Genomic DNA, 20,072 nt, shown 5'->3' with positions numbered 1-20,072 from the left:
CGCCTCCACCCGTGTCCTGCGGGACACCCGCACCCGGTCGGCTCCATGAACAATGAGTGCGCGATGGTCGTTCATTTCGCCTCCACCTCCGGCATCGGCACGTCCTCGGGCGCCGGCGGGGCCGTCCAGTTGCGGTCGGCGGCCAGCTGGGCGCCGCGCACCGTCTCGACCGCCTGCGACGGTCCGTCCACTTCGGTCCAGAACTCGTCGTCGTCATCGGGCAACAGGCCGGCGAGTCGCCGCTCGACGGTCTTGAAGTCCGACAGCGGAGCACCGCGCGTCGGATGCGGCTTGTCCCCGCGCCGCAACGCGTCGACGAGCTCGACCGCGCTCTGTTCGGTCTGGTTGTCGAAGTACTCGTAGTTGACCTGCAACACCGGAGCCAGGTCGCACGCGGCGAGGCATTCGGCGTGCTCGAGCATGAGCGAACCGCTCTCGCCGGGCGTGCCCGCGACCTCCTCGTGGCCGAGCGGCGCGCCGTCGGAACCGAGATGCTCCTGGAGTCGCTTGTAGATCGCGTCGCCGCCCATCGCCGCGCACAGCGTGTTCGTGCACACGCTCACCAGGTGCTCGCCGCACGGCTTGCGCTTGTACATCGTGTAGAACGTCGCGACGGCCGCGACCTCGGCTTCCGACAGCCCGAGCTGCTGGGCGCAGAAGGCCATGCCCTCCTGACTGACGTGCCCTTCCACGGACTGCACCAGGTGCAGTAGTGGCAGCAGCGCGGACCGCGACTGCGGGTACCGCGCGATCAGCTCCCGCGCGTCGGCGATCGTGTCCTCGCCGAACGTGGCGCCCGTCCTCGGGGCACCGCCGCCGGTGGTGTCGCTGCTCATCGGTCCACTCCCCCCATCACCGGGTCGATCGACGCGACGGCCGCGATGACGTCGGCGACGAGGCCGCCCTCCGACATCGCGGGCATCGACTGGAGGTTGACGAAGCTCGGTTCGCGCACGTGCACCCGCATCGGCCGCGTACCGCCGTCGGAGACGAGGTGGAAACCGAGTTCGCCGCGCGGCGACTCGACCGTCGAGTACACCTGGCCCGGCGGCACCCGGAATCCCTCGGTGACCAGCTTGAAGTGGTGGATCAGCGACTCCATGGACTGGCCCATGATCTTGCGGACGTGATCGAGCGAGTTGCCCATGCCGTCACTGGAGACCGACAGCTGCGCGGGCCAGGCGACCTTGCGGTCCTCGACCATCACCGGACCGGGCTCGAGCTTCTCGAGGACCTGCCGGATGATCCGCAGCGACTGGCGCATCTCCTCGACGCGCAGCAGGTAGCGGGCCCAGCAGTCGGCGTCGGTCGACGTCGGCACCTCGAAGTCGAACTCGTCGTAGCAGGAGTAGGGGTCGGTCTTGCGCAGGTCCCACGCCACACCGGCCGACCGCAGCACCGGACCGGTGATGCCGAGAGCCAGGCACGCGTCGAGCGGCAGGTAACCCACGCCCTTGAGCCGGTTCCGCCAGATCGGCTGGCCGGTGAAGAGCTTGTCGTAGAGCGGCAGCCGCTCGTCCATGACCTTGCAGAACTCGGTGACCTTCTCGACGAAGTCGTCCGGCATGTCCTGCGCCAGCCCGCCGGGCCGGATGAACGCGTGGTTCATCCGCAGGCCGGTGAGGTGTTCGAGCAGGTGCAGCACCTCTTCCCGCTCGCGGAAGCCGAGCGTCATCGCCGTCGTGGCGCCGAGCTCCATACCGCCGGTGGCGATGTAGACGAAGTGCGAACCGATGCGGTTGATCTCCATGAGCAGTACCCGCAACAGCTGCGCACGGCGAGGAACCTCGAGTTCCAGCAGCTTCTCCACCGCAAGGCAGTAGCCCATCTCGTTGAACAGCGGAGACAGGTAGTCCATGCGCGTCACGAACGTGACGCCCTGCGTCCACGTGCGGTACTCGCAGTTCTTCTCGATACCCGTGTGCAGGTAGCCGATCACCGAACGGAGCTGGGTGACGGTCTCGCCCTCCATCTCCAGCACCAGGCGCAGCACGCCGTGCGTCGACGGGTGCTGCGGCCCCATGTTGATGACCATGCGCTCGTCGTGCGAGGCATCGGTGAGCACGTCGTCCCAGTCACCGCCGCTGACGGTGTAGACCGGCCCCTCGGTGGTCTCCCGCGGCTCGGCGTACGGGGCGCTGTCCGACCCCTCCGGAGTCGTGTCCGTGCCGGTGGACACGTCGGCGATGTGGTCGCTAGTGGTCATTGCGCCTCCATCGGGACGAATGCGGACGGTGCTCTCCGCGCCTCCAGCGGGAGCACGTACTTCGGCGGTGTCCTCCGCGCCTCCAGCGGGAGCACGTACTTCGGCGGAAAGATCACGAGTACGACCTCCGGGTTTCCGGCGGCGGGATCTCGGCGCCCTTGTACTCCACGGGGATGCCGCCGAGCGGGTAGTCCTTGCGCTGCGGATGCCCTTCCCAGTCGTCGGGCATGAGGATGCGGGTCAGCGCGGGGTGGCCGTCGTAGACGATGCCGAACATGTCGTAGGCCTCGCGCTCGTGCCAGTCCGCCGTCGGGTAGACCTCCACGATGGACGGCACGTGCGGATCGTCGACGTCCATCGTGACCTCGAGGCGGATACGGCGCCGATAGGTCATCGACAGCAGGTGGTACACCGAGTGCAGCCGCTGCGGCACGTCCTCGCCGTAGTCCACACCGGACACCGAGCTGCACATCTCGAAGCGCAGCCCCTCGTCGTCACGCAGCACGCGGCACATCGCGACGAGGTGGTCGCGGTCGACGTAGAAGGTGATCTCACCGCGGTCGACGGTCACCTGCAGGACCGCCTCGGCCGGAATTCCGTTCTCCCCGAGCGCGGCGTAGAACTCGTCGGCGAAGTCGTCGAACCAGCCGCCGTAGGGACGTTCCGCGGGCGGGGGCGTGTACGCGGGCAGGCGCAGTCCGCCGTACCCCGACGTGTCACCGCTGCCGGAAACACCGAACATGCCCCTGCGCTCGTGACCGGCGACCACGCGGGCCGGTTCCGAACCCCACGGTTCGAGACCGGACTCGGCGCGTTCGGCGCTGGAGTTCTCCCCTCCGGTCCGGGGGTTCTGCGTGTCCTCGTCAGCCATGGCCTCGCCCTACTTCTTCGCGTACTTGATGGACGACGGGACGATCTCCGTCTCGGCACCGCTCTCGGCGCGCAGCTGCGCACGGCGGGCGTTGATCGGTTCGTCCTGCACCTTCGCGTGCAGCTTGAGAATCGCGTCGAGCAGCATCTCGGGCCGCGGCGGACAGCCGGGCAGGTACATGTCGACGGGCACGATGTGGTCGACGCCCTGCACGACCGCGTAGTTGTTGAACATGCCGCCGGACGAGGCGCACACGCCCATCGCGAGCACCCAGCGCGGCTCGGCCATCTGGTCGTAGATCTGCCGCAGGACCGGCGCCATCTTCTGCGTCACCCGGCCCGCGACGATCATCAGGTCGGCCTGCCGTGGCGTGGCGCTGAAGCGCTCCATGCCGAACCGCGCGAGGTCATACCGCGACCCGCCGCTGGTCATCATCTCGATGGCACAGCACGCGAGGCCGAACGTCGCCGGCCACATCGAGTTCTTGCGCGCCCAGTTGACGACGCCCTCGAGCGAGGCCAGCAGGATTCCGTTGGGGAGTTTCTCCTCAAGACCCATGGCGCATCAGTTCCAATCCAGGCCGCCGCGGCGCCACACGTAGAAGTCGGCGATGAAGAACGTCGCGATGAACAGCGCCACCGCGCCGAGACCCCACAACCCGAGCGCGTCCGCGGCGATGGCGTACGGGAAGAGGAAGACCATCTCGATGTCGAAGAGGATGAACAGCATCGCCGTGACGTAGTAGGCGACGGGCATCCGGCCCGCGCCGGCGACCGGCTGCGGCGACGGTTCGATCCCGCATTCGTAGGCGGCCGTCTTGGCCTTGTTGTAGCGACTGGGCCCGACGAGCGGGCCCAGCAGCACCGAGAAGACGCCGAATGCGGCCGCGAGAACGATCAGCAGCACGAGGGGCAGGTAGATCCCGATGTCGGCGGCCGCTTCCTGGGCCAGTACCTGCCCGCCGGCCAGCACCTGATCGGCCGGTGTCTCGGTGAGACCCGGGCCTGCCGGCGCGTGCTCGGCCGGAACCCGGGTCGCCGAAGCGAATCCGGCCGGCGCGAACGTGACGTTCACTGCGGGCACCATCCTTTCCGCGGCGTTGCGTTCGGACGTGTTGGGGCTGACGGTCCGCCGGCGGACGTGACCCGGGCTACGGCCCCGACCACGGCGTCGGCGGTGCAGATCACAGCGATCTGCGTGGTCGTGCGTGCGCCCTTCGTGGCACGTCACGCACTGACGTCGTGAAATCGTTCACAAGCACTCCGTCGTGGTTGTGAACCGCTTCACAAAGCATGGGGTCAGTGTAGGACGCGAGTCACACGCTGTCGCTAGCCCCCGCCACATCCCCGGCATATAAGGCAAACCTAAGTCGACGCCCTGCACAACGTCCGCCCCCATGGCCGCACCTGCCATCACCAGCACAAAAGGAACACCGACGGCAGCGGCCATGTCGATCATGAAAACGGACGTGATCTATCACACGTGTCACCCCTGCTCGCGAGTTCGCGGCGCGGGGCTCAGACAGTCGGTTCAGGCAGTCGGTGTGACGCGCGAGGCGGCCGCGATGATGCGGTCCACCACGTCGCCGCCCTTCGCGTCGTAGCAACCCGACAAGCCCTTGTAGACGAGCGGAATGATCGGGTTGACGCGCAGTCCGTACTTCGTTGCTGCGCGCATGACCTTCGGTTTGCCGATGAGCTTGGCGAACGTGTTGCCGAGCCGGTAGTAGCCGCCCATCAGCTCGGCCACGGCACGCGGATAGCCGGCGAGCGCGCGTTCCCGCGACGGTCCCTCCGGCCGGGCCAGCGCCTGCACCACGTGCTCGGCCGCCAGCTGCGCGGACTCCATCGCGGCCGAGATGCCCTCGCCGTTGAACGGGCTGACCATGCCGCCCGCGTCGCCGAGCAGCAGCAGCCCGTCCCGGTAGTGCGGCGTGCGGTTGAAGCCCATCGGCAACCCGGCGCCGCCGATCTTCCCGACGGCGTTCTCCTCGCGATAGCCCCATTCCTCGGGTGTGCCGTCGAGCCACGAGCGCAGCAGCTGCCGGTAGTCGATGTTGCGGAACGACTTCGACGTCGACAGCATGCCCAGCCCGACGTTGACCGTGCCGTCCCCGAGCGGGAAGGCCCACCCGTAGCCGGGCAGCAGCTTCGGGTTCGCCGGGTCCGCGCGGTCCCACAGCTCGAGGTGGCCTTCGATGTAGTCCTCGTTGTGGCGCGGGCTCTTGTAGTAGCGGCGGACGGCAACGCCCATCGGACGCTTGTCGCTCTTCTCGATGCCCACCGACAGCGCCAGCCGCGCCGACACTCCGTCGCACGCGAGCACGAGCGGGGCGCGATAGCTGACCGGCTGTTTGTCGGGACCCGCCTTGCCTTCCACACCGATCACGCGTCCGGTGCGTTCGTCGGTGAGTGCACCGGTGATCGTGGTCCGCTCCTGCAACCGCGCGCCCGCTTTGACCGCGGTCTGCGCGAGGAGTTCGTCGAAGTCGTGGCGGGTGCGCGCGACACCGTACGGTGGGTAGCTCGTCAGGTCCGGCCAGTCGAGCTGCAGGTGCAGGTCGCCGGTGATGATCCGCAGGCCCTTGCTGTACGTCCAGCCCGCCTCGGGGCTCATGTCCAGGCCGAGGTCGATCAGTTGCTTGACCCCACGCGGGGTCAGCCCGTCCCCGCAGACCTTGTCGCGGGGGAACGTGGTCTTCTCCAGCAGCAGCACGTCCACGCCCGCACGGGCGAGGTACGTGGCGACGGTCGATCCCGCGGGCCCTGCTCCGACGACGATGACCTCGGCATCCTGAGTCATGGTTCCAGTCTTACAGCCGTGCGGAGCACGGCATTGGGGGGTGGTGGTCGGGCGACGGGCGGGAACAGTCGCGCGGAGCGCGGCGTTGAGGGGTTGGTGGTCGGGCGACGGGCGGGCCAGCCGTGCGGAGCACGGCATTGGGGGGTGGTGGTCGGGCGACGGGCGTGTCACCCCGGAAACCACAACGCGCAACACAGAACCCTGGAACCGCACCACGCGCCCCGGGAACCACGACACCGGCCCCGGGAACCGCGACACGGGCCCCGCAATGCTTAACACGAGTCCTGCCACGCAGGGGCCAGGTCGGGTTACGAGAGCTCCGGGAGCTGCTGCGACTCGGGTTTGCGGGCCCGGTGGATGGCGACGGCGCCGAACGTGAGGTTGAGCCATTCGACCTGCGTCCAGCCTGCCGAGGCGATGACCTCGCCGAGTGAGCGCTGGTCGTACCAGGTCAGCATCGATTCGGCGAGGTAGCCGTACGCCTCGGGGTTGGAGGCGGCGCGACGGCCGAGCCAGGTCAGCAGCCGCAGAACGATCTTCCGGTACACGAATCGGATCGGCGCGAACGTCGGCGTGGACACCTCGCAGATCACGAGCCTGCCACCGGGCTTGACGACCCGCATGATCTCGACGAGTGCGGCCTTGGTGTCGACGAAGTTGCGGAGCCCGAAGGAGATGGTCACGGCGTCGAAGGATTCGTCGGCGAACGGCAGGCGGAGCGCGTCCGCTGCGATCATCGGCAGGCCCCGGTCGCGGCCGTTGCGGAGCATCTCGAGGGAGAAGTCGGCCGCGACGCACCAGGCACCGTCGCGGGCGTACTCCTCGGTGGACACGCCGGTGCCCGCGGCCAGGTCGAGCACCCGCTCGCCTTCGCGTGCGTCCAAGGCTCCGGCCGTGGTGGTCCGCCAGCGCCGGTCGAAGCCGAACGTCATCACCGAGTTGGCACGGTCGTAGCCCGCGGCGACACCGTCGAACATGGCGGCGACCTCGCGAGGGTCCTTGTCCAGCGACGCACGAGACATGGTTCGAGAGTAGGGGGCCACGCGGAGCGTGTCTCCTTGGGTGGCGGTGGGAGACGGGCGGGCGTATGCGGCCACGCGGAGCGTGTCTCCTTGGGCGGTGGTGGGAGACGGGCGGGTCTGGGCCCGGGTTCTGGGGCGCGTGCGGCGTATCCGCCGAGCGCCCGTGGTCTACGGAGTGCGCGGCGGGATGCCGAGCAGGGCGGCGGCCAGGTTGAGCGCGGTGTCGATCTCGGGCTCGGGCTTGCCGAGCAGCGGTGCGTAGAGGTGTGCGTCGCACATGCGGATGATGGCCTGTCCGAGGACGTCCGGTGGCAGCGTCAGTTCCAGCCTGCCCGCGGCGTGTTCCTGCGTCAGCAGCTCTGCGACCAGCCGCGTCGACGTGTGTTCGACGGGCCCCGGCATGAGCGCGACGCGGACGAACAGCAGCGGCTCCCGCTTCGACAGCGCTTGCAGCGGCGCCGCGTCGGACACGGCGCGCATGAACCGCCCCAGCACGGCGAGAACGCGGTCGGCTCCGGTTTCGGCCGCGGCGACCCGGGCGGCCGTGCGCTGAAACGTGAGCTCGGTCTGTTCGGCCAGCACGGTGGCGATGAGTTCTTCGCGGTTGCCGACCAGCCGGTAGAGCGTGGATCGGCCGATGCCGAGCTCGGTGGCGAGTGCGGACATGTCCAGCGGTGAGCAGGCCAAGTAGTGACGCGTCGCGGCGTCGACGACAGCGCGTCGGCTCAGCTGGGTGCCGAGGCGTGCGCCCGACCGGTTCTGCAGGTCGCTCATGGAGCGAGTATGGGACAAACCTTGACTGTGTGTCACTGCCAGGACAAACTTGCCGACTGTCCCGATGTGATCCGCGATACATGATCCGCGGTGCATCGTGCGCTTCAACGAGGAGGCATTCAGATGACGGAGGTCCCGAGCGTCCGCGGTCCGGTACCCGTCGATCGGCTGGGGAACACGCTCATGCACGAGCACGTGTTCGTGCTGGGCGAGGAGATGCGGCAGAACTACCCGAACTATCCGAACCGCTGGGACGAGGACCGCCGGGTCGCGGACGCGGTCGACAAACTGCAGCAGTGCAGGTCCCGCGGAATCGACACGATCGTCGACCCGACCGTGATCGGCCTCGGCCGTTACATCCCGCGCATTCAGCGGATCAACGAGCAGGTCGACATCAACATCATCGCCGCGACCGGCTTGTACACCTACAACGACGTCCCGTTCCAGTTCCACTACACCGGTCCGGGGCTGCTGTTCGACCGGCCGGAGCCGATGGTCGAGCTGTTCGTGACCGACATTCGCGAGGGAATCGCCGAAACACGGGTCAAGGCGGGGCTGTTGAAGTGCGCGATCGAGGAGCAGGGCCTGACCCCGGGCGTGGAACGCGTGATGCGGGCGGTCGGGCAGGCACACGTCGAGACGGGCGTGCCGATCACCGTGCACACCAACGTCCACACGCAGTCGGGGCTGGTCGCGCAGAAGGTGCTCGCCGAGGAGGGCGTGGACCTGAGCAAGGTCGTCATCGGGCACTCGGGCGACAGCACCGACCTGGACTACCTGTGCGCGCTGGCCGACGCCGGGTCGTATCTCGGCATGGACCGATTCGGACTGGATGTGCTGCTGCCGTTCGAACAGCGCGTCGACACCGTGGCCGAACTCGCCAAGCGCGGCTATACCGAGAAGATGGTGCTCTCGCACGACGCGTCGTGCTTCATCGACTGGTTCTCCGAGGAGGCGAAGGCGGAGACGGTCCCCAACTGGATCTACACGCACATCAGCGACGACGTGCTGCCGGCGCTGCGTGAGCGCGGGGTCACCGACGAACAGATCGACACGATGCTGGTGCGGAATCCGCGGCGGTACTTCGAATGAGCCCGTCGGACGAGATTCGCACGAGGCGCGCGCGACCGTACGAGACGTGGACGACGCGGGATCGCGACGGCGTCGCCGGCAGTGTCGGGTTCTGATCGAGGAGGGACAGCGACGATGACTACCCGTCCGGCAGTGATCGAGATTCCACGCAGCCACAACCCGTTCCCGACCGACGGTGTGTCGCGGCGCGACGGTGAGCCGCACTACGACGACCTGCCGGCGACCCTGCTCGACCTGCTCAGGGCGCAGGTCGACACGCGCCCGGACAGCGAGGCCGTGGTGGAGCTGGGCGCGGAGCGGCTGACCTACCGGCAGTTGTGGGACCGCGCATCCCGCGTGTCCGGAGGACTGCGGGCGCGCGGTGTCGGCCCGGGTGACCGCGTGGCGGTTCGCTACGCGGCAGGCACGAACTGGGTGCTGGCGTTCTGGGGAGCGGTGATGGCGGGCGCCGTGGCGGTCGCTGTCAACACGCGTTCGGCGCAGCCGGAGGTCGACTTCATCCTGTCCGACTCCGGAACGGCGGTGGACCTCGCAGGCGATGTGCCGCTGCCGGACGGCGAACCGTACGTCACCGAGTATGCGACGGCCGACGACGTGGCCGCGTTGTTCTACACCTCCGGCACGACCGGCAAGCCCAAGGGAGTGCCGACCACACACGAGGCGTTCGTGACCAACGCCGAGAACATGGCTCGCGGCCTCGGCGTCCCACGCGACGTGGGCGAGGAACTGCGGACGCTGATCTCGGTGCCGCTGTTCCACGTGACGGGCTGCAACTCGCAGTTGCTGACCGCCGTCCACCTCGGCGGCACCGCGGTCATCATGCCGTCGCTGGACGTCGGGGAGCTGATCTCCGCCGTGTCGGAGGAACGCATCTCGCTGCTGGTCACCGTGCCAGCGGTGTACGCGTTGGCGCTGCGGCACGATGCGTTCGCCGGCGCGGACGTCTCGGGCGTGCGCTGGGTCGGTTACGGCGGTGCGCCGATCGAACCCTCGCTGGTGGCCTCGCTCAAGCGGGCGTTCCCCGGCGCGCAGGTGTTCAACGGGTACGGCATGACCGAGACGGCGTCGCTCATGACGATCCTGCCCGATAACGAAGCGGTCGATCACGCCGACTCGGTGGGGTACGCGGTCCCATCGGTCCGACTGGGCATCGCACCCGTCGGCGACGACCCCACGGTGGGCGAACTGGTGGTGCGCGGCGCCAACGTGACCCGTGGCTACTGGAATCGCCCCGAAGCCGATGCGGCGACCATTGTGGACGGTTGGCTGCACACCGGCGACGTCGTCCGAGTCGACGACGCGGGACGCGTGCACATCGTCGACCGGATCAAGGACATCATCAACCGGGGCGGCGAGAACATCTCCAGCATCGAGGTCGAGGCCGCGCTGGCGGCCGCACCCGGCGTCGCCGAGGCCGCCGTGGTCGCCGTGGCCGACGAGGTGATGGGTGAGAAGGTCGGCGCGGTGATCCACGGCAGCGGTGAGCGGATCGACGTCGACGCGGTCATCGAACACTGCCGCGAGCAGCTGGCCGAGTTCAAGATCCCGCAATACGTGGTGGTCTCCGACCAGCCGTTGCCGCGGAACCCCGGCGGCAAGCTGATCAAGGACCGGTTGCGCAAGGACGTCGAATGGGGCGATCCCCTGCGGTGACGTCCCCGAGGACCGTGGCACGGACCCGGCGGCCCCGCCGCCGAGGTCCGACCTCCCGGTCAGGGCAGCGACTGCCAGGTCGCCAGGAACGTTTTCGTCAACGTGCCGGCATCGCCCGGCAGGCAGTGGAGTCCACCGCCGGGGTCGGCGAACGTGACGACACGTCCCCGATCCCGGATGTCGATGACGGTGAACGGTTTACTGCTGCGGTAGCGGCCGTCGGACATGCGGCCCCCGACGTACACCTGGTGCACGCCCAGCCGCGGTGCCTTCATCGCGTCCTCGAGCTGCTTTTCCGGGCTCTGTTTCGCGGCGAACATGTCGTGGTTCTCGTCGCGCTGCGCGAAATCCTGTTTCGTGGTGTGCAGCGGTGGGATCGACGCGGGCCGGAATTCGGGAAGCTCGGAGAGAAAACCGTCGATCAGGTCGTTCTCGCCGGCGGTCGCGAGCGTCACCAGGTCACCGTCCACTTGCACCCCGACGGTCACGCCACCGCCGGACGCGGCGGCGAACCGGACTTTCCCGCGGGCGGTTTCGCTGTAGCAGTACAGGTCCCGGATCGGTGAATTGAGCACCCGCAGTGCGACGCGGAATTCCCGGGTGGGCGTTTCACCCTCGGCGAGTCCCAGTTCTTCCAGCACGCGGAAGCATTCGCGGTTCGTCTCGCCCGTGAGATCCATGGGCACGTACTTCGTGCGCGCGCCGAGAACCGGGTGGGTGTCGCCGAGCCCTTCGAGTTCCCACACGCGCAGCAGGGTCTCCCGCCGAATCACGACGGGGCGGTGCAATACGGCCATGCCGGGTCACTCGCCGATGGTGGGCGGGGTGACGACGTGGCCCGTGACCGGGTCGCGCAGTACCTCGCCCTCGTCGGTCAGCGTGAACGCCTCGTCGGTGTCGGCGAGGTACTTGCGCTGGTGTTCCTCGTCGTCGCCGCCCTGGCCGCCGCGGCCCGCGCCGCCCATGCCGCCCATCATTCCGCCGCCACGACCACCGGCGCCGGCACCCGAACCACCGCCCGCGGCGGCCGCCCCGCCGGAACCGGTCGGGCCGAAGCCGCCGGGGGACGCGCCGGTCATCTTGCCCGAACCCGGTGCCGCACCGGAGCCGGGCGCGCCGCCGCCACCTCCGGCGCCTGCGCCGGAGTAGCCACCCGCGCCACCGGAATAGCCGCCCGCGCGTCCCATGCCGGGCGCCGAGAACCGTCCGCCCGCGCCTCCGCTCGACGAACCGCCGGGGCCGAACCCACTCGTTCCCGGTGTGCCCCTCGGGCCGAACCCTGTCGGGCCGAAGCCCGTGCCGGGGCCGCCACCGTTCGGGCCGAAACCGGTGTTGCCCGGCGCACCGCCGGGGGCGTTCGGGGACGGATAGTTCGCCGCGGGCGGGGTCACCGTGCTCGGCGGCGTGTAGCCGGAGGTGCCGGTGTTGTCGTTCGGCGAGTTCGGGCCGGTCGGCGACTGGTATCCGCCACCGGGCGGGACGGACGTGCCACCCCGCTCCGGACCACCGCCGACCGAACCGTCGTAACCGCCGGGACGACTCGTGTCGCCGCCTTCACCGGAGCCCGGAATGTCGATGACTCCCGAGCCCGAGTCGGAGCCGGAGTCGGAGCCGCCACGCTCCATGGACCCGAAGTCGCCGCCGAGGTCCTTCATCTGCCCGAAGTCGGCCTGCATGTCGTAGGCGGACCGGTGGATATTGCCCTCGTAGCCGGAGTACATCGACCGGGCGGCCTCGACGTCGGCCTTGTACTTGTTGGCCGCGTCCTCGGCGTCGGTGTCCCATGGCGTGATGGTGTCCCAGGCGCCCGTCTCGGGCTCCTTGGCCGGCACGTCGGGAAGCCGGTTCTTGATGTCCTCGAACTGCCCCGAGTTCGTTCCGAGGTGGTCAGAGTTGCGCTGGTAGATGTCGGCCGCGTCCTGCGTCACCTTGATGCTGGAACCGATGGCCTGGGAGGCGGCGTCGGCGCCTTCCCCGGACCAGGAGCTCTCCAACGACTGGAGCATCTCCCGCCCCGCGTTGGCGGCCTCCTCGTTGCCGGCTGCGACGCCGAACATCTCCTCGGCCGTGGTCTGCCACTTCGCCGCGTCCCCCTCGCGGACACGGCGCACCAGCTCGTGCAGGTCCATCGACCCCGAGAACGGGTTGACCTGCTCCAGCAGGATCTTCGCCTTCTGGTCGGCCAACTCGTCCTGGGGTCCGAACAACTTCCCCATCGTGTTCCCCCTGTGCCCCGCAGTCCTGCTACGTCCCGCGGCAATCCTCACTACGCGGCATCATGCCAGATTCGTACGGTTCAGGCTTTCGCCTTCAGATTGCCCACGACCCGATCCATCACGGTGCGCGCAGCCTCGCACGGATCGTCGCCTTGTTCAGCGCTATCAGTTCCGATGGTCAGGCTCATGACCAGGCCGTACTCGTCAGCCAAACCGACGAACGTATTGCAGTTGCGCTTCTGCCCGTCATCCCAGTACTGGGCCGCGGGAAAGCCTCCGATCGGACCGATCTCGGCGAAGTTGTCCACCTTTGGTTTGCTATTGGCGTACACCGCGCTCAACCCTTGGCCAACATTGACGTCGTAGTTCAGCGTGAACCCCGCCATAGCGTCGTCATTCGACCAGCTACATCCCGGCCCAAGGTCCTGCGAATCATCATCCTTGCTCGTGACTGCGTCGCCGAAGAAATTCTTGGCCTGCGCCTTCGTCAGCGCATCGGTACACGGATCACCGTCGAGGACAGACTTCGGAAGCGGGTTCGTGACGGCAGGCGCACCGCTGTGCGGCAGTTCCTGGCCGCCGTCCGCAGCACTGCTCGGTGCGGCGGACGCGGTCGAGGAGGGACTGGAGGGCTCGGGCTGCGCCTGGCCGTTGGACTCACCGCCCGAACACGCCGTCGCCACCATCGCCACGGCGGCCAACGCCGCGGACCTGACCAGGTACCTCAACCGAACATCCCTCCACTGGACTTCTTCGCGTCCTTACCCGCCTGCTCGTCCACCTCGTGGTACACGTCAAGCGCCTTCTGCAGCTTCTCGGCGATATCGGTATAGCGCTGCCACTGGGCCTTCAGCGCATCCGAGCCCAGCTCGAACATCCCCCGTGCAACCGACTGAAACGCCAGGCTGGCCGTGTCCGTGGCGGGCGGGTCGCTGTGGATCAGTGTCCCGGCTCGTTGATAATTTTCACGCATCTGGTTCGCGATCCACTTGCCTTTGCGGACCATGCCTTCGGCGGTCTCCGGGTCCATCATGAATCCCCCGGCGACCGCTCCCGAGGTCACTGCGCCCATCGCCCAGCCGTCGGCGGTCGCGGTGCCCTTGGCGCCCTTGACCGCGAAAGTCGCTTGATCCCAGAACCCGCCGTCCTTGGTGCTGCCGCTCGCACTGGCTTCGGCGCCGGCGAACGCAGCGGCGCCCACGTTGTCGCCCTCGGCCATGACGGACCCTCCCCCGTTGTTCACGTCAGGTCGTGCGGCGGCCCAGCGTAACGGAACGCTGACCGACCGGGGCCGGAATACCGGATATCGCGACCGGAACCACACGGGCCGCGTACCCACCTGCCGTACCTTCGACGGCTGTTCCGGAGGCACGTTCCGCGGCGCGGCCCGCACCACTCGATCAGCCCACCAGTCGGACCACCGCTCAGACCACCGGTCGCGCCTCACGCGGAGGTCAGGACACGCAGCATGCCGTCGACGGAGCGGGGCCAGGTGAACTCCTCGGCCCGTGCCCTCGCCAGCCGTCTGCGCACCGGCTCCGGGCTGCCGAGCAGGCCGGTCACCGCGCCCGCGAACGCGCAGGCGCGGTCGGCCACGGCGGCGCCGCAGCCCGGTTCGACGATCTCCCGCAGCGCCGACGACTCGGACACGACCACCGGCGTGCCGGACGCCAACGCCTCCAGCGCGGCCAGCCCGAACGTCTCGTGTGGCCCCGGCGCGAGCGACACGTCGGCGCTCGCCAGCAGCCGCGCCACGTCGTCGCGCCGCGGGAGGTGACCGAGGAACCGCACGGGCAGCCCGCGCGCACGGCGTTCCAGAGCTCGCCGCCGCGGACCGTCCCCCGCGATCACCAGCCGCACGTTCTCCCCCGACTCGGTCAGCTCGGCCACCGTGTCCACGCTGCGTTCCACGTGCTTCTCGGGGGACAGGCGTCCGCAGTGGACGATGAGCGCGTCGGCGCCCGCCGCCAGGTCGCGCCGCCATTCGCCGTCCCGCCGGTCCGGGGTGAACGTGGCCAGGTCGACGCCGAGCGGCACGCGCCGCACGTTCGGTGCGCCGATGCGGTCGAACTCGCCGCGCGCGAACGTCGTGGTGCACACGACGGTGTCGTAGTGACGCGCCATGCGACGGTTCGCGGCGTCGGCGACCCGCTCGGCCAGCGGCCGCGGCAGCAGGAACTGTTGCAGCAGGCGGTCGAGTCGTTCGTGTGAGATCACCACGCTCGGCACCTGGTGCTCCCGTGCCCACGCGCCCATGCCGCGCAACGTCAACCGGTCCGACACCTCCAGCAGGTCCGGCTGGAGCTGTCGCAGCAGCGTACGCACCCGCAGCGGATCGACGGCCCGGTAGCCGCCGGTGCCCGGGATCCGCGGTGCGGGCAGCGTCAGCCTGCGCACCCCGTTCGGCAGGGTCGTGTCGTCGTGGCCCGGCCCCGGCACGACGAGCGTCACGCGATGTCCGCTGGCGACGTAGCCCGCGCCGAGGTGGTGCAGCGCCGTGCGCAGGCCGCCGGAGCGTGGCCCGTAGAAGTTGGCGAGCTGGACGATGTGACTCGACCCTGCCGCTGCGAATTCCCGGCAGCTGCCACCGGCCACGACCACGCGCATCCCCGGGCGGCCCTCACGCGGCTCGCAGGATCTGGCCGCGAACCGCGTCGTAATGGCCCGTCAGTTTCCGGCAGACGGCGGGCCACGTGCGGCCGAGCACCGCGGCCCGGCCCGCCTCGCCGAGCCGGGTGCGCTGCCGCCGATCCCGCAGGTCGTCGATCGCGCCGGGCAGCACGCGGGTGAACGCGCCGTGGTCGGGAGGGAGCAGATACCCCGTTCGGCCGTGGTCGACGAGGTCGCGCGGGCCGCCCGCCGCGGGCGCGATCACGGGCAGGCCGGAGGCCATCGCCTCCTGCACGGTCTGGCAGAACGTCTCGTGCGGTCCGGTGTGGACGAACACGTCGAGGCTCGCGTAGATGCGGGCGAGCTCGTCGCCGTACCGCACCCCGAGGAACGCCGCATCGGGCAGCGCCTCCCGCAGCGACTCGTGCTCGGGCCCGTCCCCGACGATCACCACCCGCACCCCGGGAACGTCCGCCAGCGCGGTCAGCCTGCCGACCTCCTTCTCCGGGGCGAGCCTGCCGACGAAGCCGACGAGCAGTTCGCCGCCGGGTGCCAGCTCGGCGCGCAGGCCGGGGTCGCCGTGGGCCGGGTCGAACCGTTCGACGTCGACGCCCCTGCCCCAGCGGTGCACCCGCGGCACGCCGTGCAGCCGCAGCTGGTGCGCCGAATCCGACGACGGCGCCAGCGTGCGGTCGGCCCGCGAGTGCAGCCTGCGCACCCACCGCCACGCCGCCCTGGCGCCGAGCCCGAGGCCGTACGCCTCGGCGAACCCGGGAATGTCGGTCTGGTACACCGCCACCGTCGGCACGCCGAGCCTGCGGGCGGCCGCCAGCCCCCGCGCGCCCACCACGAACGGCGAAGCCAGATGCACCACGTCCGGGCCGAAGGCCGCCAGCGCCGTCAGCACGGTTCGGGTGGGAACGCCCACCGGCAACGTGTTGACCACGGGCAGGTCCACCGCGGGCACCCGCACCACGGGCGCACCGCAGTACTCCTCCGGTCCGGCACCCGGTGCGACAACCAGCACGTCGTCACCGCGGGCCGTCAGGTACTCCACGACCCGCAGCACGGAGTTGGTCACGCCGTTCACCTGCGGCAGGAAGCTCTCGGTGACGATGGCAACGCGCACGGCCCCAGCGTCGCCTGCCCCGACGGCCGTCCCACTACCCGCGCGTAACGCGCCGTGGAACGGTCGCCGAACACTGTCGCCGGTGCCGTATCGCCGGAGTGAGCCGTCGAGAGGGGAGCGAGCAGTCGCGAGGGGAAGATTCGGGGCGTTCAACGCCCCCAAGGGCACCCTCGTGGCGTTCAACGCCACCAAGGTGCCCTTGGGGGCTCCCGCGGGAGCTCCCCACGCCCTTCCCCCGGTCGAGTCGTCGTCGGATCGCGAGCGGGGTGTCATCTGCACGTCGCATGCAGGACACTCGCGGCCGCCACATTGAAGCGGCATGACCCTCTCGTCCCGAACGCTGCGCCCGGTCGACCCCGGCCTGCTCTCCCAGGCTCTGGAGGTGGCGGGCAGGCTCGCCACCGATGCCACCGACGTGATCACCGCGACGGCGGGCCGCGGCGCACGGCCGACCACGAAGGAATCGCCGTTCGACTGGGTCACCGACACCGACCGCACCCTGGAACGGCACACCCGGCGGGTGCTGGCGGCGGAGTTTCCCGACATCCCCGTGGTCGGCGAGGAGTACGGCGACGACACGGGATCGGAGGACGCCGAGTACCGCTGGGTGGTCGATCCGGTGGACGGCACCGCCAACTATGTGGCGGGCATCCCGTGGTGTTCCTACAGTCTCGCGCTGGTCGACGCGGACGGCCCGGTCGTCGGCGTGGTGGCGGATCCGTACCGCGGACAGATCTACACCGCGGGACGCGGACGTGGGGCACGCGCCAACGGCTCGCTCGTGCGGGTGCCGGGACGCACCCGCACGGCGGGGTCGATCGTGTGCACGGAGCTGAGCGGCGGCAGTGCGTGGCCGGGCCTGTCAGGGTTCCTGGAGAGCGCCGCGGCCGCGCACACGGGCACGCGCGTGCTCGGCTCGTCGGCGCTGGCCGTCACCCAGGTCGCGCTCGGCCACGCGGTCGCCGCGGTGCTGCACGGGTACCGCGAATGGGACGTCGCGGGCGCGCTGGGGGTGGCCGTGGAGGCGGGCGCCGTGGTGCTCGACCGCCGCGGCAGCGGTGCGACCCTGCCGCTCGACGGGGTGCTCGTGGCGGCACCGGACGTGGCCGACGAGGTCCTCTCCTGGTGGTCGGGCTGCCAGGACTGACCGCGCGGCACTCGGCCGGAGCGTGCCCGGCGCCGGGCACGGCGATGCAGGCGAGGACCGGCGTAACAGGACCGAGAGCGACAGGCCGGGACTGACAGGTCAGGCCGCGGCCTGCCTACGGCGGCGGCGCGGCATGATCCGGCCGCCCGCCTGCCGCCGGAGGAACCACAGCAGCGGCCCGGCGACCAGCCAGGTGAACAGCGCCGTCGTGCCCGTCGGCAGCAGCGTGAGCACCCACGTGCGGCCCGCGACCTTCACCAGGTCCGGTTCGGTGGTGTCGTACTCGACGCGCACGAGCTGTCCCTGGCTCAGTCCCTCCGGGTACAGCACGCCGAGGTCGGGGTTGTGCGATTCGCCGTCGGGGGTGTCGAAGCGGATGAGGGTGCGGTCCCAGGTGACCTGTTCGACCTGCGCGACCGCGGCCCCGTGGTTCTCGGCGATGTCCCGGTCATTGACCCACGCGCCCGCGGACAGGACGGCGCATTCGAGTGTGATCAGCAGCGCGAGCCCGAGCACGGCCCACGCGCCGATGCGCCACGCGCGTTGCCTGCGCGGATCGGAAGGGGTCACGGCACGTGATCCTAGTTCTCCCGCCAGCCCGTCTTCCTCCACCACCCACGCCGAGAGACGACCACCACCGGCTCGACACCCACCGGGGCCACGCGCCCCCGACGTCGGGCAGCGACGGCGGCCGTGGGCGCACCTGGTGGTTGCCCCCAGGGGCACTCTGGTTGCGTTGAATGCAACCAAAGTGCCCTTGGGGGCGCCCTGCCGCACGCCCGGTCGGCGTTCCACAGGTCGTTGCACACGCGGTACCGGCTCAGCGGGAGACGGCCGCCGTCACCGCTTCCCGCAACGCGGCGTGCAGATCGCGGTGACGGCTGCGGTCGGCTCGCACCTCGATGACCCGCAGGCCCGGTTCGGGGGCCAGCGCGGCGCGGAACTGCTCGAGGTCGTCCGCCGTGCGGTGGGGCACGCCGTACGCGGCGCACAGTGCGGCGAGGTCGGCACCGTGCGGGGTGCCGAAGATCCGCTCGAACCCGTCGCGGTGTTCCGGCGCGCCCTGTTCGAGCAGCGAGAAGATGCCGCCGCCGTCGTCGTTCACGACGATGATCGCCAGGTCGGGGCGGTCCTCGGCGGGGCCGAGGAGCAGGCCGTTGCTGTCGTGCAGGAACGTCAGATCACCGAGCAGCGCGTACGACGGCCCGCGGTGTACGCAGGCGGCGCCGATGGCGGTGGACACGGTGCCGTCGATGCCCGCGACTCCGCGGTTGCGGTGCACCAGCACGTCCGGTCGCCTGCCGCCGACGAGCGCGACATCGCGTGCCGGGTTCGACGAACCCACCACGAGCAGCGAATCCCGCGGCAGGCCGTGCACCAGTTCCTGGGCGACCCGCAGCCCGCTGGGCCACGGCTCCCGGCCCAGGGTGTCGCGGACCGCCTCGACGGCCGCCGCGTCCGCACACTGCCAGCGCGCGAGCCACTCCGGGTCGGACGGTTTCGTCGGCGCGTCGAACCACTGCCCCACCTGGCGCACGTTGTGAGCGGGCGCCGGCCAGTCCGAATCGGGACGGACGAGCAGCACCTCGACGGCCGGGTCCGACAGCAGCCGCTGCACCTGGCGGAACACCGTCGGCCTGCCGATGCACAGCACCTGTTCCGGTTTGTGCTCGGCGAGGAACTCCTCGACGCCGAGCAGCCACGGACCGCCCGGGATGGCCGTGTCACCGCCCAGGCCGAGCCCGCCGGTCTCCGACAACACGGGCCAGCCGTGTTCGGCCGCCCATTCGCTCGCGGCGTGCACCCCGGCGTCACAGGCGATCACCAGCCCCTGCCGCGCCGACGGCACGACGAAGGACGGCAGGGCGCCGTACTCGGGCAATTCGGTCCACCGCGCGCCGCGGGGCCTGCCGTCCAGCGGTTCGTACCACTCGGCGCCGCCCGCGACACCGCCCGCCGCGCCGCCACCGCCGTCGTCGGCGTCAGGCACGAGCGGTTCGCGGAACGGCACGTTCAGGTGGACCGGACCGCACCGCCACTCGCCGTACGCCGCGTTCCAGGCGCGGCAGATCTGACTGCGCCAGTAGGCGTTCTGCCCGGCGCGGCGTTCGGCCACGGCGAGTTCGTCGAAGTAGCGCACCGCGCCGCCGTAGAGGTGCTGCTGGTCGATGACCTGGTTGGCACCGGCCGCGCGCAGTTCCGGTGGACGGTCGGCGGTGAGCACGATCAGCGGCACCCCGGCGCGGTCGGCCTCGAGCACCGCGGGATGGAAGTTGGCGGCGGCCGTACCGGAGGTGCACACGAGGGCGACGGGACGTCCGGTGCGCGCGGCGATCCCCAGCGCGAGGAATCCGGCGCCGCGTTCGTCGATGCGCACGTGCAGCGTCAGCTTGCCCGCGGCCTCGGCGTCGGACAGCGCCAGCGACAGCGGTGCGTTGCGCGATCCGGGACACAGCACGACGTGCGACACGGTGTTGCGCACCAGCTCGTCGACGATGACCCTCGCCTGTGCGGTGGAAGGGTTCACGTGCGAGCCCCCTCGGCTGTACG

The 20,072-nt window shown here is 70.1% G+C and carries 19 protein-coding genes; 3 read left to right on the top strand and 16 right to left on the bottom strand.

Annotated elements, in window-relative coordinates:
- Positions 1-71: 71 nt before the first annotated feature.
- The 8 genes from nuoE to LY40_RS21055 all read right to left on the bottom strand — a co-directional run bounded on the left by nuoE (position 72) and on the right by LY40_RS21055 (position 7,675).
- Complete coding sequence (gene nuoE / locus LY40_RS21090) at positions 72-836, bottom strand: NADH-quinone oxidoreductase subunit NuoE (protein WP_183779867.1); 765 nt, start codon at positions 834-836, stop codon at positions 72-74.
- Positions 833-2,206: an NADH-quinone oxidoreductase subunit D gene (locus LY40_RS21085; RefSeq protein WP_183779869.1), complete on the bottom strand. Its 1,374-nt coding sequence runs from the start codon at positions 2,204-2,206 to the stop codon at positions 833-835. Before LY40_RS21085 ends, nuoE begins: the two co-directional genes overlap by 4 nt.
- Before the next feature lie 112 nt (positions 2,207-2,318).
- Positions 2,319-3,077 carry an NADH-quinone oxidoreductase subunit C gene (locus LY40_RS21080; protein ID WP_183779871.1) on the bottom strand — a complete coding sequence of 253 codons (759 nt, stop codon included), beginning with the start codon at positions 3,075-3,077 and terminating at the stop codon, positions 2,319-2,321.
- Between the two features lie 9 nt (positions 3,078-3,086).
- On the bottom strand, positions 3,087-3,635 hold the full coding sequence (locus LY40_RS21075; RefSeq protein WP_183779873.1) for a NuoB/complex I 20 kDa subunit family protein: 549 nt from the start codon (positions 3,633-3,635) through the stop codon (positions 3,087-3,089).
- A gap of 6 nt (positions 3,636-3,641) precedes the next feature.
- Complete coding sequence (locus tag LY40_RS21070) at positions 3,642-4,049, bottom strand: NADH-quinone oxidoreductase subunit A (protein WP_258938053.1); 408 nt, start codon at positions 4,047-4,049, stop codon at positions 3,642-3,644.
- A 558-nt stretch (positions 4,050-4,607) separates the two neighbouring features.
- The gene (locus tag LY40_RS21065) at positions 4,608-5,879 is read right to left on the bottom strand and encodes a geranylgeranyl reductase family protein (protein ID WP_183779878.1); all 1,272 of its coding nucleotides are present in this window, start codon (positions 5,877-5,879) and stop codon (positions 4,608-4,610) included.
- Between the two features lie 308 nt (positions 5,880-6,187).
- On the bottom strand, positions 6,188-6,901 hold the full coding sequence (locus tag LY40_RS21060; RefSeq protein ID WP_183779880.1) for a class I SAM-dependent methyltransferase: 714 nt from the start codon (positions 6,899-6,901) through the stop codon (positions 6,188-6,190).
- A 168-nt stretch (positions 6,902-7,069) separates the two neighbouring features.
- Positions 7,070-7,675 carry a QsdR family transcriptional regulator gene (locus tag LY40_RS21055; RefSeq protein ID WP_183779883.1) on the bottom strand — a complete coding sequence of 202 codons (606 nt, stop codon included), beginning with the start codon at positions 7,673-7,675 and terminating at the stop codon, positions 7,070-7,072.
- A 123-nt stretch (positions 7,676-7,798) separates the two neighbouring features.
- Between LY40_RS21055 and LY40_RS21050 the strand changes: the two genes are divergently transcribed.
- A complete protein-coding gene (locus LY40_RS21050; RefSeq protein ID WP_258937928.1) occupies positions 7,799-8,767 on the top strand; it encodes a phosphotriesterase family protein in 969 nt (322 codons plus the stop codon).
- 114 nt (positions 8,768-8,881) lie between these two features.
- Positions 8,882-10,420 (top strand): class I adenylate-forming enzyme family protein, encoded by a 1,539-nt coding sequence (locus tag LY40_RS21045; RefSeq protein WP_258937927.1) that lies wholly within the window; start codon positions 8,882-8,884, stop codon positions 10,418-10,420.
- A 59-nt stretch (positions 10,421-10,479) separates the two neighbouring features.
- Here the strand turns inward: LY40_RS21045 and LY40_RS21040 are convergent, their stop codons facing one another.
- From LY40_RS21040 to LY40_RS21015, 6 genes are all read right to left on the bottom strand, one after another.
- Positions 10,480-11,217, bottom strand: a complete 738-nt coding sequence (locus LY40_RS21040) for an ESX secretion-associated protein EspG (RefSeq protein ID WP_258937926.1) — start codon at positions 11,215-11,217, stop codon at positions 10,480-10,482.
- Between the two features lie 6 nt (positions 11,218-11,223).
- Positions 11,224-12,636: a hypothetical protein gene (locus tag LY40_RS21035; protein ID WP_258937925.1), complete on the bottom strand. Its 1,413-nt coding sequence runs from the start codon at positions 12,634-12,636 to the stop codon at positions 11,224-11,226.
- A gap of 80 nt (positions 12,637-12,716) precedes the next feature.
- On the bottom strand, positions 12,717-13,364 hold the full coding sequence (locus tag LY40_RS21030; RefSeq protein WP_258937924.1) for a DUF3558 domain-containing protein: 648 nt from the start codon (positions 13,362-13,364) through the stop codon (positions 12,717-12,719).
- Complete coding sequence (locus LY40_RS21025; protein ID WP_258937923.1) at positions 13,361-13,855, bottom strand: hypothetical protein; 495 nt, start codon at positions 13,853-13,855, stop codon at positions 13,361-13,363. Before LY40_RS21025 ends, LY40_RS21030 begins: the two co-directional genes overlap by 4 nt.
- A 224-nt stretch (positions 13,856-14,079) precedes the next feature.
- On the bottom strand, positions 14,080-15,231 hold the full coding sequence (locus tag LY40_RS21020) for a glycosyltransferase (protein WP_258937922.1): 1,152 nt from the start codon (positions 15,229-15,231) through the stop codon (positions 14,080-14,082).
- 25 nt (positions 15,232-15,256) lie between these two features.
- Positions 15,257-16,375, bottom strand: a complete 1,119-nt coding sequence (locus tag LY40_RS21015) for a glycosyltransferase family 4 protein (RefSeq protein ID WP_183779903.1) — start codon at positions 16,373-16,375, stop codon at positions 15,257-15,259.
- Between the two features lie 319 nt (positions 16,376-16,694).
- On the opposite strand from LY40_RS21015, the gene LY40_RS21010 reads away from it, so the two are divergent.
- Positions 16,695-17,522, top strand: a complete 828-nt coding sequence (locus tag LY40_RS21010; RefSeq protein WP_258937921.1) for an inositol monophosphatase family protein — start codon at positions 16,695-16,697, stop codon at positions 17,520-17,522.
- Between the two features lie 99 nt (positions 17,523-17,621).
- On the opposite strand, the gene LY40_RS21005 is transcribed toward LY40_RS21010, so the two are convergent.
- Complete coding sequence (locus LY40_RS21005; protein WP_258937920.1) at positions 17,622-18,092, bottom strand: DUF3592 domain-containing protein; 471 nt, start codon at positions 18,090-18,092, stop codon at positions 17,622-17,624.
- Between the two features lie 250 nt (positions 18,093-18,342).
- On the bottom strand, positions 18,343-20,049 hold the full coding sequence (gene menD, locus LY40_RS21000; RefSeq protein ID WP_183779909.1) for a 2-succinyl-5-enolpyruvyl-6-hydroxy-3-cyclohexene-1-carboxylic-acid synthase: 1,707 nt from the start codon (positions 20,047-20,049) through the stop codon (positions 18,343-18,345).
- Positions 20,050-20,072: the final 23 nt, after the last annotated feature.

The organism is Prauserella salsuginis (genome assembly GCF_024648885.1).
GTDB classification, from domain to species: domain Bacteria; phylum Actinomycetota; class Actinomycetes; order Mycobacteriales; family Pseudonocardiaceae; genus Prauserella; species Prauserella salsuginis.
The sequence above is the reverse complement of the archived record's forward strand: the minus strand, read 5'-3'. Positions and strand labels throughout refer to the sequence as shown.